Annotated in this window: 11 protein-coding genes and 2 tRNA genes; 6 read left to right on the top strand and 7 right to left on the bottom strand. The window is 65.2% G+C overall.

The features are described 5' to 3' along the window. Nucleotides 1-11: 11 nt before the first annotated feature. The 5 genes from AC1DBN_RS03100 to bcp form a co-directional block, all read right to left on the bottom strand. Nucleotides 12-1,514, bottom strand: a complete 1,503-nt coding sequence (locus AC1DBN_RS03100; RefSeq protein ID WP_314213522.1) for a malate:quinone oxidoreductase — start codon at nucleotides 1,512-1,514, stop codon at nucleotides 12-14. A gap of 79 nt (nucleotides 1,515-1,593) precedes the next feature. Next, nucleotides 1,594-3,264, bottom strand: coding sequence for an ABC transporter substrate-binding protein (locus AC1DBN_RS03095; protein ID WP_314213520.1), 1,671 nt, complete (start codon nucleotides 3,262-3,264; stop codon nucleotides 1,594-1,596). 181 nt (nucleotides 3,265-3,445) lie between these two features. Beyond that, nucleotides 3,446-4,135 carry a fasciclin domain-containing protein gene (locus AC1DBN_RS03090; RefSeq protein WP_314213518.1) on the bottom strand — a complete coding sequence of 230 codons (690 nt, stop codon included), beginning with the start codon at nucleotides 4,133-4,135 and terminating at the stop codon, nucleotides 3,446-3,448. 218 nt (nucleotides 4,136-4,353) lie between these two features. Then, nucleotides 4,354-4,435: transfer RNA gene (locus AC1DBN_RS03085), tRNA-Leu, on the bottom strand. A 96-nt stretch (nucleotides 4,436-4,531) separates the two neighbouring features. Beyond that, a complete protein-coding gene (bcp, locus tag AC1DBN_RS03080; RefSeq protein ID WP_314213516.1) occupies nucleotides 4,532-5,005 on the bottom strand; it encodes a thioredoxin-dependent thiol peroxidase in 474 nt (157 codons plus the stop codon). A gap of 96 nt (nucleotides 5,006-5,101) precedes the next feature. On the opposite strand from bcp, the gene AC1DBN_RS03075 reads away from it, so the two are divergent. Beyond that, entirely contained in the window at nucleotides 5,102-5,560 is a 459-nt protein-coding gene (locus AC1DBN_RS03075; RefSeq protein WP_314213817.1) for a MarR family winged helix-turn-helix transcriptional regulator, read from the top strand. Between the two features lie 203 nt (nucleotides 5,561-5,763). Here the strand turns inward: AC1DBN_RS03075 and AC1DBN_RS03070 are convergent. Together AC1DBN_RS03070 and AC1DBN_RS03065 are read right to left on the bottom strand one after the other, a co-directional pair. Continuing rightward, nucleotides 5,764-5,839, bottom strand: a tRNA-Lys gene (locus AC1DBN_RS03070). Between the two features lie 283 nt (nucleotides 5,840-6,122). Further along, nucleotides 6,123-7,343, bottom strand: coding sequence for a sunset domain-containing protein (locus AC1DBN_RS03065; RefSeq protein WP_477722557.1), 1,221 nt, complete (start codon nucleotides 7,341-7,343; stop codon nucleotides 6,123-6,125). 245 nt (nucleotides 7,344-7,588) lie between these two features. Between AC1DBN_RS03065 and ilvD the strand changes: the two genes are divergently transcribed. The 5 genes from ilvD to serA all read left to right on the top strand — a co-directional run bounded on the left by ilvD (nucleotide 7,589) and on the right by serA (nucleotide 14,948). Further along, the gene (gene ilvD, locus AC1DBN_RS03060; RefSeq protein WP_477722556.1) at nucleotides 7,589-9,307 is read left to right on the top strand and encodes a dihydroxy-acid dehydratase; all 1,719 of its coding nucleotides are present in this window, start codon (nucleotides 7,589-7,591) and stop codon (nucleotides 9,305-9,307) included. Between the two features lie 372 nt (nucleotides 9,308-9,679). Continuing rightward, a complete protein-coding gene (locus tag AC1DBN_RS03055) occupies nucleotides 9,680-11,587 on the top strand; it encodes an acetolactate synthase large subunit (protein ID WP_314213512.1) in 1,908 nt (635 codons plus the stop codon). 2 nt (nucleotides 11,588-11,589) lie between these two features. Further along, on the top strand, nucleotides 11,590-12,102 hold the full coding sequence (gene ilvN, locus AC1DBN_RS03050) for an acetolactate synthase small subunit (RefSeq protein ID WP_045730609.1): 513 nt from the start codon (nucleotides 11,590-11,592) through the stop codon (nucleotides 12,100-12,102). A gap of 85 nt (nucleotides 12,103-12,187) precedes the next feature. Beyond that, nucleotides 12,188-13,213 (top strand): ketol-acid reductoisomerase, encoded by a 1,026-nt coding sequence (gene ilvC, locus AC1DBN_RS03045; protein WP_314213510.1) that lies wholly within the window; start codon nucleotides 12,188-12,190, stop codon nucleotides 13,211-13,213. Between the two features lie 145 nt (nucleotides 13,214-13,358). Further along, nucleotides 13,359-14,948 carry a phosphoglycerate dehydrogenase gene (gene serA, locus AC1DBN_RS03040; RefSeq protein ID WP_314213508.1) on the top strand — a complete coding sequence of 530 codons (1,590 nt, stop codon included), beginning with the start codon at nucleotides 13,359-13,361 and terminating at the stop codon, nucleotides 14,946-14,948. Nucleotides 14,949-15,019: the final 71 nt, after the last annotated feature.

Below are 15,019 nucleotides of genomic sequence, written 5' to 3'. Positions count from 1 at the left end.
CCCCGGCAGGGTCAGTTGCTGGCGGAAACACTCTCCAGCTGAAGGGACGTGGCAGTTGCCCGTTCAAGCTCGGCGGCGAGCTCGGGATTCTCATCCAGCTTCACACCGTAACCGGGCATCATGTCCTTCAGCTTGCCCTGCCAGCCCTTGAAGTTCTTGGGGAACGTCTTCTGCAGCAGTTCAATCATGATGGGAACAGCGGTGGAGGCTCCGGGTGAGGCTCCCAGCAGAGCGCCGATGGAACCGTCGCGGCCGGCAATCACTTCAGTACCGAACTGAAGGATGCCGCCCTTTTGCGGATCCTTCTTGATGATCTGTACACGCTGGCCGGCAGTGATCAGTTCCCAGTCGCCGTCCTTGGCTTCGGGGTAGTACTCCCGGAGCGCCTCAACCTTGTCGCCGTGGCGCTTGGCCACTTCCTTGACCAGGTAGGCGGTGAGGTCCATGTTGTCCTTGGCTACGGCCAGCATCGGAATGATGTTGCTGGGCCGGATGGACAGCGGCAGGTCCAGGTAGGAACCGTTCTTGAGGAAGTTGGTGGAGAACCCGGCGTACGGCCCAAACAGGAGGGACCGCTTGCCGTTGACGTAGCGGGTGTCCAGGTGCGGGACGGACATCGGAGGGGCGCCCACGGACGCCTGGCCGTAGACCTTGGCGCTGTGCTGGGCGGCGATGGTTTCGTCCGTGCAGCGGAAGAACTGGCCCGAGACGGGGAACCCGCCGTAGCCCTTGCTTTCCGGGATGCCCGAGGCCTGGAGCAGGTGCAGGGCACCGCCGCCGGCGCCTACGAAGACAAACTTGGCGTGGATCCTGCCGTGCTCGCCGGACCTGGGGTGCTTCAGCGTCAGGTCCCAGCCGCCGTCGGAGGCCTTGCTGATCCCGGTGACGTCGTGCCCGTAGTTGATCTCGACGCCGTTGTTCCCGAGGTAGGTGGTCAGCTCGCGGGTCAGTGCCCCGAAGTCGACGTCGGTGCCCTCGGCGGCGCGGGTGGCGGCGACCTTCTGCTGGGCGTTGCGGCCCTTGACGATCAGCGGCGCCCACTTGGCGATCTGGCCGTGGTCCTCGGAGTACTCCATGCTCCGGAACAGCGTGTGCGGCTTGAGGGCCTCGTAGCGGGTCTTCAGGAACCGGGCGTGGTCATCGCCGATCACAAAGCTCATGTGCGGCACGGTGTTGATGAAGCCCTTGGGGGATCCGATCAGGTTCCCGTCCACCAGGTGGGACCAGAACTGGCGGGAGAGCTGGAACTGCTCATTGATCAGCAGTGCCTTGGCCGGGCTGACCGAGCCGTCTTTGGCTGCGGGGGAGTAGTTGAGCTCGCAGAGGGCAGCGTGGCCGGTCCCGGCGTTGTTCCACGGGTCGGAGCTTTCGAGGCCGGGCTGGTCCAGCCGCTCGAACAGGGAGATGCTCCAGTCCGGTTCCAGCTGCTTGAGGAAAGCCCCCAGCGTTGCGCTCATGATGCCGCCGCCAATCAGGACGACGTCGGCATGTTGGGTCTTGGAAATGAAGGTCACGATCAGTCTCCGATTGCAGCGGCTCTGGCTGTCACAGAATATCCCCGCCCTGCCGACATACTGAAATTGGCCCGGCCCGTCAAGGCTTTAATTGCACCTTCGTAAAAACTTCATTTAAGACCGGTGACGCAGGGTAGCTGACCACCCGGTCGGACAAAGCCAGCGCGGAGATGGGGAAAGCGATGGGGACTGCCGGGACGGTGGCCGCAATCTGGGCGTTGATGGTGTGATAGAGCTCATCACGGTCCGCACCCTCGGGCAGGCCCCTTGCACGGTTGATCTTGGAGAACACCTGCGGATCCTGGTAGCCGAACTCACCGTTTTTCTCGCCGAACAGCGGCCCCACGAAGTTGTCTGCGTCGGAGTAGGAACCGTTCCAGCCCAGCAGGTGCAGGGCATGGTCGCCGGGGGACTGGACCTTCTGGAGGTAGCCGTCGGCCCAGTCCACGGGGACCGGCCGCACATTGATGCCGACGGCGGTGAGTTGCCGGCTGATCTCGGCGTACACCTTCTCGGGGGTCGGCAGGTAGGGGCGGGTGACGTTGAGCGGGTAGTAGAACTTCAGTTCCTCGCCGGCATAGCCGCCGTCCTTCAGGTATTCCTTTGCCTTCGCCGGATCGTGGCCAAGCTCGGGGGCGTCCTTGTTGAAGCCGCTGATCTTCGGCGGGACGAACTGGGTTGCCTTGGTGGTGTTGTCGATGAAGAACCTGCGGATCAGGGTCTCCTTGTCGATGGCCATCTCGATGGCCTGCCGGACCTTCTGGTTCTGCAGGACCGGGATGTCCTGGTTGATGCCCACATACATGACCGAGAACGGGTCGCGCTGGACGATCTGCTTTCCGCGCTTCACCAGCTGGTCGAAGTTGCCCACGGTGACGGCGTCGTAACCGTCGATCCGGCCGTCGAGCAATGCCTGCAGCCGTGTTTGCGGGTGGTCGTAGGCCAGGAAGTTAATAGTGGCGATCTGGCCCCGCTCGCCCCAGTAGGTCTTGTTGGTCAGCAGGGTGACGCTTTGGTCCTCCCACGAGCCAAAGCTGAAGGGACCGGTACCCACCGGCGCGGTGGCAAAGGCGGAAACGGGCCGCCCGGCGCGGTTCTGGTCAAGGACATCGGCTTTACCCGCCGCCAGGGCTGCCGGAGATGCGATGGCGAAGGCGGGCAGCGTCAGTGCCTGGAGGAAGGCCGTGAACCTTTGCGTGAGGTCGATCCGGACGGTGCCCTGGTCCACGGCCGTGCAGCTTTTGAAGATGGACAGCGCCGCTTCGTCGGAGTGCGCCTTGAAGACGCCCTTGAACGAGCTGCCGGGAGCCTGCCGGCGCAGCTCAGCGGGGAAGGCGAACCAGCGGTTGAAGTTTGTGCAGACGGCGTCGGCGTTGAAGGGGGTGCCGTCCTGGAAGGTGACACCGTCGCGCAGCTTAAAGGTGTAGCTGCGGCCCTCGTTGGACTCGGACCATTCGGTGGCGAGCAGGGGAGTGGGCTTGCCGGTGGTCTGGTCCACTCCCACCAGGCCTTCGAGGACCTGCCGGGTGATGCGCTGGGATTCGACGTCGCTGGAGAGCGCGGGGTCCAGGCCGAGCGGCTGGGCTGCAGTACCGAAGTTAAACGTCGCCGCAGGTTCGGCAGCGACCGCGGAACTGGGGGAATCCGACGACGGCGAGGGGGACGGTGCGTTGGTGCACGAGGTCACGCCCCAGGCCAGGAGTGCGGCGCCGGCAGTGAGGACCGTTCGCCGCGATGTACTTCTGGTCACCCGTTTATCACCCCTGGATTGTGGATCTCCGCCGCCTGCGGACCGGGTCCAGTCTAGCCGCCGCCACCGGGCCGGCGCGGGCGCTGGCCGCCGCCGGGCGGGTACAGGTCCAACGCGCTGAAGCTGGGCCCGCTCACAGCGGGCCCAGCTTCAACGATTTGGGCCGGAAATCCGGCATTTCCTACTTGGGCATCAGCACCGAGTCGACCAGGTAAACGGTGGCGTTCTTGGTCTTGACGCCGCCGCAGATCACGTTGGCATCGTCCACCTTGAGGTTGTCGCCGCTGCCCGTTACGGTCACGGAGCCGCCCTGGACAGTTGCGTGCGTGCCGGCGATCTTGTCGGGCGTGATCTGGCCGGGAACCACGTGGTAGGTCAGGATCTTGCTCAAGAGGGCGTCGTCGGTCTTCAGCGTTTCAATGGTGGCGGGATCGATCTTGGCGAAGGCGTCGTCAACCGGGGCGAAGACCGTGAATTCACCGCCGTTGAGCGTGTCAACCAGGTCAACCTTCGGGTTCAGCTTCCCGGAAACCGCAGCGGTGAGGGTGGTCAGGATCGGGTTGTTCGAGGCCGCAACTGCTACGGGGTCAAGGGCCATGCCCTGGACCGATCCGGCGCCGGTGGGTACCTTCTCGGCGTAGCCGGCGCAGCCCGGGCCCACCAGGTTTGCGGCCGGGTCCATGGCGCCGGCGGAGGCGCTGGCGGTGGAGCTTGCCGACGGTGACGGGGCCATGCTGGAGGCCGACGGCGCCGCTGACGGAGCGGTCGAGGATCCGGAGGTGGTTCCGGAGCCGCCACACGCGGTCAGGCTAAGCAGCGCGGCAGCTGCAACGCCTGCGACCGTGAAAGTTGTGCGCTTGATTGTCTGCATTGCGTTCTCCTTGATTGTTGTGGGCCGGCCGCCTACTGGATGTCTGCGGTAAAGGTACTGATCCGGCTGGTGGGCACCTGCGCTGTGGCTGGCGTCTCACAGTGCATTCGGGCGGCCGGTCCATCCGGATGGGCGGTTCCGAAAAGTTTTTCCGGGATCCACCTGCTTAAACACAAAAATCCCCCGGCCGGAGCCAGGGGATTCCCGTATTTACTGAGTGCGCAAGGGGGGACTTGAACCCCCACGCCCGAAGGCACAGGAACCTAAATCCTGCGTGTCTGCCAATTTCACCACTCGCGCCCGGCACCCCTGTGCTGCGTCAAAAAACGCGCACGACGGCGGATGCCAGCTTCCATTGTAGCTGTGCGCATGCGCACCGCCCGGCAGCCCGGGACGTTAGGCGTCGAGCTTCAGGTCCCGCCGCAGCTTGGCAACGTGGCCGGTGGCCCGGACGTTGTACTGCGCCATTGCTACCTTGCCGTCCGGGTCCACCACGATGGTGGAGCGGATGAGCCCCTGGTAGGTCTTGCCGTAGTTCTTCTTCTCACCCCACGCGCCATAGGCCTCCGCCACGGCGTGGTCCTCATCCGAAAGCAGGGGAAAGGTCAGTTCCTCCGCGGCAGCGAATTTGGCGAGCTTCTCCACGGGGTCCGGGGAGATTCCCACCACGTCGTATCCGGCGGACTGAAGGGACGCCAGGCTGTCCCGGAAATCGCAGGCTTCCTTGGTGCAACCCGGCGTGGCGGCTGCCGGATAGAAATAGACCACTGTGTTGCGGCCGGAGCCGGGGGAGAGGGAAACGTCCTTGCCCGTCGCGTCCTTGAGCGTGAATCCGGGCGCGTCGTCGCCGGTAACGAGTCTTTCAGCCATTGTTTTTCTCCTTGTTGCGGGCGGGACACAACAGCCTAATAAGCAGGGGAAGCCAGCGCTAATCAGCATTTGGCTATACTTGCTGCTATGCCTGATATGGATCACTGGCCCACCGGGCGCCTATTGTCCACTGCTGCGCGCCTCGTCGAGCACTCGTGGAACGAAAAACTCGGCGCCATTGGCCTGACTCACGCCGGCGTTATCGCCATCGAGGTCCTTGCTGCGCAGGGTCCCATGACCCAGGCGCAGCTGGCCCAATACGTGCGTGTCCAGGCTCAGACCATGGGGAAGACCCTCAGCCGGCTCGAGACGCACGGACACATTGCCCGCGTCCGCAGCACGTCGGACCGCCGCAGCCACGTGGTCTCCCTCACCGAGAGGGGCAAGGAAGCGGTGGCCGAGGCTGTCGAAATGGAGCGATCGGTGCTGGCGTCCTCATCCATCGACCCCGAACTCCTGCGGCAGGAGCTCAAATCAGTGGTCCGCGAACTGGCCAGCCAGTTCGCCACCACCCCTTCCAACGCTGCTGCCTTGGTGGACAACCCTTCCAGCTGAAGGCTCCACCGCACGCGCTGATTCCACACACAACGTGGCCCGGGCTCCCGGGCCACGTTTTTTGTGCCCGTGGGGGGGCCTGTCCTGCGGGAGGAGTCTCCCTTGAGGCGCGCGTGGCGATGCGGGGTGCCGGGCAAAGAATGCCGGACAAAACAAAACAGCCCCTGGCTTGCGTTTCCGCGAGCCAGGGGCTGTTTTCCCAGTGGTGCACCCCCCGGGACTTGAACCCGGAACCCATTGATTAAGAGTCAATTGCTCTGCCAATTGAGCTAGAGGTGCATCTTATTTGTTTCAATCTCCCGGGCTTTTTCTTTCCCGTTGATCTCCGCAACGACATGAAACTCTACACGAACTTTTGGTGCATGTGAAATCGGCCTGCCCGGCGGTTCCATGTGGAGGGTCTTCGGGTCCAGGAACCGCGGAAACTCAGGGATTTCCGGCACGTGCGGACGGCTGCAAGACGGTGGAAAGGGGCCCGCTGCGCGCACTCCGGCCGCCCGGCCCCGCTGTGAGTTGGGACACAGCGGGGCGCGGGCGGGATTGACGGGTTGCCGCCACCGCCTCAGAGGCGCCTGCGGCGGGGAGCGCGGAAACCGGCGGCTTCGGCATGGGCGGCGGATTCAAACCAGACCTCGGCGCGTGTCCCGTCGTAGTCCGGGTGGCCCTCTTCGTAATAGACCATCGAGCCGGCATCCCCCTTGACCGTGTACTCAGCGGGGCCACTGCCGTCCGCACCGGCCCCTGCGGACCCTGCTCCGTACGGTTCCTCTGCCGCAAGATGGCCCTGCGGTTCCGGGGCTCCCTGCGCGGGAGCGGACGTGGGTGCCTGCAGGTGGTCTGCGCCATTCTCGGCGAGGGCAGATGACTGGGTGCGGTCCGCTGTTTCCGCTGCAGCGAAGTCAGTGGCAGCGGATTCCGCAGCGGGGGCAACAGCGTCGCCGCCGGGGCTGCTGCCCGTACCGCTGTCTGGTGAGCCGGGTGCAGTCGCTGCGCCCGTACCGACGGGGGCGTCGGCGCCCTGGGCCTGATCGGGGGAGTAGCGTGTGTGTGCGCCGGTCCGGGCGGCAGCCGACGGGCCGGCGTCGTCCTCTTCCACGGCTGCCGTCTCAGCGCCGGGAAGGGTGGGTGCGTGGGACTCCGTGTATTCCGCGTGGTGAACCGGCTGGGCGGTCGGCGCGGGGGCCTGTTCCGCCGCGGGTGCGGCGTGGGGTGCTGACTCCGTGGTGCCCGAACCGCCGGCCTCGGACCATTGCGTCTCCCATTCCGCCTGGTCCTGGCGGGTCCGTTCGTCCCTGGGGCTTTCCGTGCCGGCCTCCGCCGTCGAAACGGGTTCCGCGCCGGCGGCTTCCAGCGGCGACGACCCAGGGCGATCTGCTGCTGCTTCGTGATGGGATGTGCCGGAAACATCCTGGCCGGCGTTTGCGTGGTCGGCTGCTGCCGTGTGGACGGCGCCTGGCCGGGCTGTGGCTTCTGCCGGTGCTGTTGCCGAGTCTGCAGGCTCGTCGGCGGCTGTGGGTGCCGCGGGCTCGGCTGGACGTCCGAAGCCGGCAGCGGAGGCAATCCCGGCCGTTCCCGCTGCTTCGGCCGATGCCGCGGCGCTGCCGCCGGAAAGGGCCCCGTCCGTCCGACGGTCTGCCGGGGAACCCGGAGGCCGTGTTGCGGCCTGCCGGGTGTTCCCGGCAGGGCCTGCACCGGAGCTCTTTGCGCGGCTGTTGCGGCTGATCAGCCACCACACCACGCCGATGACAATGACTGCTACCACGATCCACATGACGATATCCATGGCAATCCCTTCAATTTGGCTACAACGCGTTCTGCCCCGACGCTACGTCGGGTCACCATGGCTGTCTAGGTTTGCCGGCAGTGGCGGGCGGGGGAATGCCTTGGCTGGCCAGGGCCGCGGCGGGGGCGTATGGAGTTGCCGCGCGGCGCAGTGGGAGGCGGGCGGTGGGCGGCATGCCCGGCGATCCGGTTTTAACCGTTCCCCTTCAGTCCGTTTGGCACTGCGGGGGTCATAGACTTTCCCTCATGAGTGAGAGCCAGATCGAAACCGAGAGCAAGCCTGACATCAAGCCCCGCAGCCGGGTGGTTACTGACGGCATCCATGCCGCACCGGCGCGCGGCATGTTCCGTGCGGTCGGCATGGGCGACGACGACTTCGCGAAGCCCCAGGTGGGCGTTGCGAGTTCGTGGAACGAAATCACTCCCTGCAACCTTTCCCTGAACCGGCTGGCCCAGGGTGCCAAGGAGGGCGTCCACGCCGGCGGCGGCTTCCCCATGCAGTTCGGCACCATCTCCGTGTCCGACGGCATCTCCATGGGCCACGAGGGCATGCACTTCTCCCTGGTTTCCCGCGAAGTCATCGCTGATTCCGTCGAGACCGTCATGCAGGCCGAGCGGATTGACGGTTCGGTGCTGCTGGCCGGCTGTGACAAGTCCCTCCCCGGCATGCTCATGGCCGCAGCACGCCTGGACCTGGCCAGCGTGTTCCTCTATGCCGGCTCCATCATGCCGGGCTGGGTGAAGCTGGAAGACGGTTCCGAAAAGGAAGTCACCCTCATTGACGCCTTCGAAGCCGTGGGTGCCTGCGCCGCGGGCAAGATGAGCATGGAAGACCTGACCCGTATTGAAAAGGCCATCTGCCCGGGCGAAGGCGCCTGCGGCGGCATGTACACGGCCAACACCATGGCCTGTATCGGTGAGGCCATGGGCATGTCCCTGCCCGGCTCTGCCGCCCCGCCCTCGGCAGACCGCCGTCGTGATGAATTCGCCCGCAAGTCCGGCGAAGCGGTGGTCAACCTGCTCCGCCTGGGCATCACCGCCCGCGACATCATGACCAAGAAGGCCTTCGAAAACGCCATCGCCGTCACCATGGCGTTCGGCGGGTCCACCAACGCGGTCCTGCACCTGCTGGCCATCGCCCGCGAAGCCGAGGTTGAGCTGACCCTCGACGACTTCAACCGCATCGGCGACAGGATTCCGCACCTTGGCGACCTCAAACCGTTCGGCCGTTACGTCATGACCGACGTCGACAAGATCGGCGGCGTTCCCGTCATCATGAAAGCACTGCTGGACGCCGGCCTGCTGCATGGCGACTGCCTCACCGTCACCGGCAAAACCGTGGCAGAGAATCTCGCCGCGATCAACCCGCCGGACGTCGACGGCAAGATCCTGCGCGCGCTGGACAACCCGATCCACAAGACCGGCGGCATCACCATCCTGCATGGCAGCATGGCTCCGGAAGGCGCCGTGGTCAAGAGTGCAGGCTTCGACGCCGACGTCTTCGAAGGGACCGCCCGCGTGTTCGACCGCGAGCAGGGTGCCCTGCAGGCGCTGGACAAGGGCGAAATCCATGCCGGCGACGTCGTGGTCATCCGCTACGAGGGCCCCAAGGGCGGCCCGGGTATGCGGGAGATGCTCGCCATCACCGGCGCCATCAAGGGTGCGGGGCTGGGCAAGGACGTCCTGCTGCTGACAGACGGCAGGTTCTCCGGCGGTACTACCGGATTGTGCATCGGCCACGTCGCGCCGGAAGCGGTCGACGGCGGTCCTATCGCCTTTGTCAGGGACGGTGACCGGATCCGCGTGGACATCGCAGCGCGCAGCTTCGACCTGCTGGTGGATGACGCTGACCTTGAAGCCCGCAAGGCTGGCTGGGAGCCGCTGCCGGCCCGCTACACCAAGGGCGTCCTGGCCAAGTACGCCAAACTGGTGCACAGCGCCAGCACTGGTGCGTACTGCGGCTAACCGGCTCCGGCAGCCCAACCGCGCCGTCCGCGGTTGAGCTGAGGCCACACGCACCCTGACCGCTGGCGAGGTTGGGGTGCGGGTGGCGAAACCTTTGGTCCCCATGCCATATGATCAAGGGGTGGACATTGGAGTCCACATGGTGAGATGGGATTGTCCCGCGTTGACACCCGTCACACCAGAGGGAAAACTGAACGCATGACTTTCGTTACCAACTGCGCAGTTGCAGTCGTCGTCCTTACCAAGCGCGTGGCTCACTAGCCCCGGCAACGAACTGTCACGCGCAAACCCCTCGAAGAGCCACCACGGCTTGAGGGGTTTTTTTATTCCCCGCAGTTTCACCGTTATTGATGATCCACAAGGAAGAGTCCGATGAGCAAAGGATCGCCGATCAGCCCCTCGCTGATGGCTGCCAAGTCCCCTGGAGCCCCCAAGGCTCCGGAACGCGCCGACCGGACGGCTGAGCATGCCGCCGTCGTCGCCGACCTTGCTGCTGTCTCTCCTGTCCTTGGGCCGAACAACGTTGTACCCCCAACGGTGATGACCGGCTCGCAAGCTATTGTCCGCTCGCTCGAAGAACTCGGCGTCGACGATATTTTCGGTTTGCCTGGTGGCGCGATCCTGCCCACCTACGACCCCTTGATGGCCTCCACCATGAACCACGTGCTGGTCCGTCACGAACAGGGAGCCGGCCACGCCGCGCAAGGCTACGCCATGGTGACGGGACGGGTGGGCGTATGCATCGCCACCTCCGGCCCCGGCGCCACCAACCTCGTTACCGCCATCATGGATGCCCACATGGACTCCGTGCCCCTGGTGGCCATCACCGGCCAGGTGTCCAGCGGTGTCATTGGCACCGACGCTTTCCAGGAAGCGGACATCGTGGGCATCACCATGCCCATCACCAAGCACTCCTTCCTGGTGACGGACCCCAACGACATCCCGCATGTCATGGCGGAAGCTTTCCACCTGGCCTCCACCGGCCGTCCGGGCCCCGTCCTCGTGGACGTTGCCAAGGACGCCCAGGTGGGCCAGATGACCTTCTCCTGGCCGCCGCGCGTTGACCTGCCCGGATACCGGCCTGTCACCCGCGGCCACAACAAGCAGGTGCGCGAGGCAGCAAAGCTCATCGCGGCGGCCTCCAAGCCGGTCCTCTACGTTGGCGGCGGTGTGGTCAAGGCCCACGCCAGCGCCGAACTGCGGGCACTGGCCGAAGCCACCGGCGCGCCGGTGGTGACCACCCTGATGGCCAAGGGTGCTTTCCCTGACTCGCACCCGCAGCACGTCGGCATGCCCGGCATGCACGGCACTGTCTCGGCGGTGACCGCCCTGCAGCAGTCAGACCTGCTGATCACCCTGGGCGCCCGCTTCGATGACCGTGTCACCGGTGTGCTGAAGACGTTTGCGCCCCACGCCAAGGTGATCCACGCAGACATCGACCCCGCGGAAATCTCCAAGAACCGTGCCGCCGACGTTCCGATCGTGGGCTCGGTCAAGGAGATCATTCCCGAATTGACCGAGGCAGTTCGGGCTCAGTTCGAGGCAGCCGGAACCCCGGACCTCACCACCTGGTGGGCTTTCCTGAACAACCTCAAGGAAACCTACCCGCTGGGCTTCACCGAACCCGAGGACGGGCTCACCGCACCGCAGAAGGTCATCGAACGCATCGGCGCCCTGACCGGCCCCGAAGGCATCTACGTGGCGGGCGTTGGCCAGCACCAGATGTGGGCGGCGCAGTTCATCAAGTACGAGCGCCCGCACGCCTGGCTGAACTCGGGCGGTGCCGGAACCATGGGCTACGCCGTGCCGGCAGCCATGGGCGCCAAGGTGGGGGAGCCGGACCGCGTGGTCTGGGCCATCGACGGCGACGGCTGCTTCCAGATGACCAACCAGGAACTGGCCACCTGCGCCATCAACAAGATCCCCATCAAGGTTGCCGTCATCAACAACTCCTCGCTGGGCATGGTGCGGCAGTGGCAGACCCTCTTCTACGAAGGCCGCTACTCCAATACCGACCTCAACACCGGCCATGACACCGTCCGAATCCCGGACTTCGTCAAGCTGGGGGAGGCCTACGGCTGCGCTTCGTTCCGCTGCGAACGCGACGAGGACATCGACGCCACCATCCAGAAGGCCCTCGAAATCAACGACCGCCCCGTGGTGATCGACTTCGTGGTGAGCCCCAACTCCATGGTGTGGCCGATGGTGCCCGCCGGCGTGAGCAACGACCAGATCCAGGTTGCCCGCAACATGACCCCGGACTGGGAAGAGGAAGACTGACCGTGAGCCGCCATACACTTTCCGTCCTGGTTGAAGACAAACCCGGCGTCCTCACCCGCGTGGCAAGCCTCTTTGCCCGCCGGGCCTTCAACATCAACTCCCTGGCCGTCGGCCCCACCGAAGTCCCCGGAATTTCCCGGATGACAGTGGTGGTCGATGCCGATGGTGAGCTCATCGAGCAGGTCACCAAGCAGCTCAACAAGCTGGTGAACGTGATCAAGATCGTTGAACTGACCTCCGAATCTTCCGTACAGCGCGACCACATCCTGGTCAAAGTACGTGCGGATGCCGCAACACGCCTGCAGGTGACCCAGGCTGCAGACCTGTTCCGCGCCTCGGTGGTCGACGTGTCCACAGACTCCGTCGTCATCGAGGCAACCGGCCATCCCGAAAAGCTCACGGCACTGCTTTCAGTGCTGGAGCCCTTCGGCATCCGCGAAATTGTGCAGTCCGGCACCCTGGCCGTTGGACGGGGATCCCGCTCCATGAGTGACCGGGCACTGCGCTCCGCCTAGGCAGCACGCCACGGCGGGACGTTTGCCCGCAACCGCAGCACCGCAAGACCACCATCTACAAAACCACTCAAGAGGAGTTACGCAAGTGACTGAAATGTTCTACGACGACGACGCCGACCTGTCGATCATCCAGGGCCGCAAGGTTGCCATCGTTGGCTACGGCTCGCAGGGCCACGCCCACGCACTGAACCTTCGCGATTCCGGCGTCGAGGTTGTCATCGCCCTGAAGGACGGCTCCAAGTCAGCCGCCAAGGCCGAGGACGCCGGCTTCACGGTCAAGAACGTTGCCGACGCCGCCGAATGGGCCGACGTCATCATGATCCTGGCGCCGGACCAGTACCAGCGCTCGATCTACAACGACTCCATCAAGGACAAGCTGACCCCCGGCAAGGCACTGGCCTTCGCCCACGGCTTCAACATCCGCTTCGGCTACATCCAGGCGCCCGAGGGCGTTGACGTCATCCTGGTTGCCCCGAAGGCTCCCGGCCACACCGTGCGCCGCGAATTCGAAGCCGGCCGCGGCATCCCCGACATCATCGCCGTCGAGCAGGACGCTTCCGGCTCCGCCTGGGACCTGGCCACGTCTTACGCCAAGGCCATCGGTGGCACCCGCGCCGGCGTCATCAAGACCACCTTCACCGAAGAGACCGAAACGGACCTCTTCGGCGAGCAGTCCGTCCTGTGCGGCGGCGTGTCCCAGCTGATCCAGTACGGCTTCGAGACCCTGACCGAAGCCGGCTACCAGCCGCAGATCGCCTACTTCGAGGTACTGCACGAGCTCAAGCTCATCGTGGACCTCATGTGGGAAGGCGGCATCGCCAAGCAGCGCTGGAGCGTTTCCGACACCGCAGAATACGGCGACTACGTCTCTGGCCCGCGCATCATCACCCCCGAGGTGAAGGAAAACATGAAGGCAGTCCTGGCCGACATCCAGTCCGGCGCCTTCGCCAAGCGGTTCATCGAGGACCAGGACAACGGCGGCGTTGAGTTCAAGGAACTGCGCGCCAAGGCAGAGCAGCACCCCATCGAAGAGGTTGGCCGTGAACTGCGCTCACTCTTCTCCTGGCAGCAGCAGGACGCGGACTACGTCGAAGGTTCCGCAGCCCGCTAAGGCCACCGCTCGCCGCCAGGCGAACGTGCGACCGCCAGCTAAAGTGCCGCGATGAGGCCGGGTTCACACTTAACAATGTGAGCCCGGCCTTTCCGTCGGCCTAGACTTGTTCCCATCCCCAGGACTGCAACGCAGAGGATCAGCCGTGTCAAAACCCGTAGTACTGCTCGCCGAAGAACTTTCCCCCGCCACCATCGAGGCCCTCGGCCCGGACTTCGAAATCCGCCGGGCCGACGGCGCTGACCGTTCCCAGCTGCTTTCCGCGATTGGCGATGTTGACGCCATCCTGGTCCGTTCCGCAACCCAGGTGGATGCTGAAGCCATCGCCGCGGCGAAGAACCTCAAGGTCATCGCCCGCGCCGGCGTGGGGCTGGACAACGTGGACATCAAGGCAGCCACCCAGGCCGGCGTCATGGTGGTCAACGCCCCCACGTCCAACATCGTCTCCGCGGCAGAACTCACGGTGGGCCACATCCTCAGCCTTGCCCGCCACATCCCGCAGGCCAGCGCCGCCCTCAAGGACGGCGAGTGGAAGCGCTCCAAGTACACCGGCATCGAGCTCTTCGAGAAGAAGATCGGCATCATCGGCCTCGGCCGCATCGGCGCCCTCGTGGCGGCACGCCTGAAGGGCTTCGACACCAAGATCCTCGCGTACGACCCCTACATCACCTCGGCGCGCGCAGCCCAGCTCGGCGTCCAGCTGGTCACCCTGGATGAGCTGCTTGCCCAGTCCGACTTCATCACCATCCACATGCCGAAGACCCCCGAAACGGTGGGCATGCTCGGTGCGGACGCCTTCAAGAAGATGAAGAACACCGCCTACGTCATCAACGTCGCCCGCGGCGGCCTGGTGGACGAAGAGGCCCTGTTCACGGCCCTGCAGGACGGCGATATCGCCGGTGCCGGCGTCGACGTCTTCTCCAAGGAGCCGAGCACGGACCTTCCGTTCTTCAAGCTCGACAACGTGGTGGTCACCCCGCACCTTGGGGCCTCCACCGATGAAGCCCAGGAAAAGGCCGGCGTGTCCGTTGCCAAGTCGGTACGCCTGGCCCTCGCCGGCGAACTGGTTCCGGACGCAGTCAACGTCGCCGGCGGAGTCATCGCCCCCGACGTGCGCCCCGGCATCCCGCTCATCGAGAAGCTGGGCCGCATCTTCACTGCGCTGACCCACGACTCGCTGACGCAGTTCGACATTGAAGTTGCCGGCGAAATCTCCTCGCTGGACGTCAAGGTGCTGGAACTGGCGGCCCTGAAGGGCATCTTCGCCGACGTTGTCACCGAACAGGTTTCCTACGTCAACGCCCCGGTGATCGCCGAGCAGCGCGGCATCAACGTCCGCCTGATCACCACCCCGGATACCGAGTCCTACCGCAACGTGCTGACCCTGCGCGGCGCACTGAGCGACGGCAGCCAGATCTCCGTGGCCGGCACCCTGACCGGTCCCAAGCAGATCCAGAAGCTGGTGGGCATCAACGGCTTCGAGGTGGAAATCCCCATCAGCGAACACCTCGTGGTGGTGGCTTACGCCGACCGTCCCGGCGTGATCGGCACCATCGGCCACATCCTGGGCATGAACAACATCAACATTGCCGGCATGCAGGTGGCCCGTCACGACGAAGGCGGACAGGTGCTGGCGCTGCTGACCATCGACAGCTCCGTCCCGCAGCAGGTCCTGGACGCCATCAAGGCCGGCATCGGCGCCGAGATGGTCCGCGAAGTGGACCTGGAGGACTAGCAGTAGTTAGTCAGTAGGTCGCGCGAAACGCCGAACGACGCGTCTCCGCTCGGCGCGTCCCGGCGCGGCCA

Source organism: Pseudarthrobacter sp. 10T415 (assembly GCF_056394175.1).
Note: the sequence above shows the minus strand (reverse complement) of the source record. Positions and strands in the feature narration are given on the sequence as shown.